Source organism: Enterobacter cloacae complex sp. 6730903 (genome assembly GCF_048283985.1).
Taxonomy (GTDB): Bacteria; Pseudomonadota; Gammaproteobacteria; order Enterobacterales; family Enterobacteriaceae; genus Enterobacter; species Enterobacter hormaechei_C.
Genome location: NZ_JBLVXX010000171.1, coordinates 1 through 404, shown reverse-complemented (window position 1 = coordinate 404; position 404 = coordinate 1). Strand labels below are relative to the sequence as shown.

Below are 404 nucleotides of genomic sequence, written 5' to 3'. Positions count from 1 at the left end.
AATTTCAATGCAGTCTTCTGTCGAAGAAATCGTAATACCTTTATTAGCAAGCACATCTAAAGCATCAGACTGGGCTTGTATTTCTACCTTACCTTGCGCAGCTACTGCTTTTAGCCCGCTCTGAGCAGCAAAAAGGCTGAGCCTATTTTGGGCATGGGCAATCACATTCTTTTGAGTACTTTTATTAATGCTGTCTCCAGCAATCTGATTAATTTGTGCATCTGCCGAGATGTGAATATCTTCTGAACTACTTAGAGCTATACCATCCGGTGAACTCAAAAGAAGTAAAGCTTTTTCAAATTTAGCGATTTGCTGCTGAATTTGTGAGGCAAAATCTTTTAACTGTTCAATCGATTCTATTTCATCGGTTTTCTGGTTTTTAGCAATGTCACTCAGTGCTTTAC

General features: G+C 38.9%; 1 protein-coding gene. It reads right to left on the bottom strand.

The window, feature by feature from the left end; genetic code table 11:
* Positions 1–404 (bottom strand): DUF2345 domain-containing protein (locus ACNQ0W_RS25405; RefSeq protein ID WP_417933310.1); only part of this gene is annotated, 404 nt, incomplete at both ends.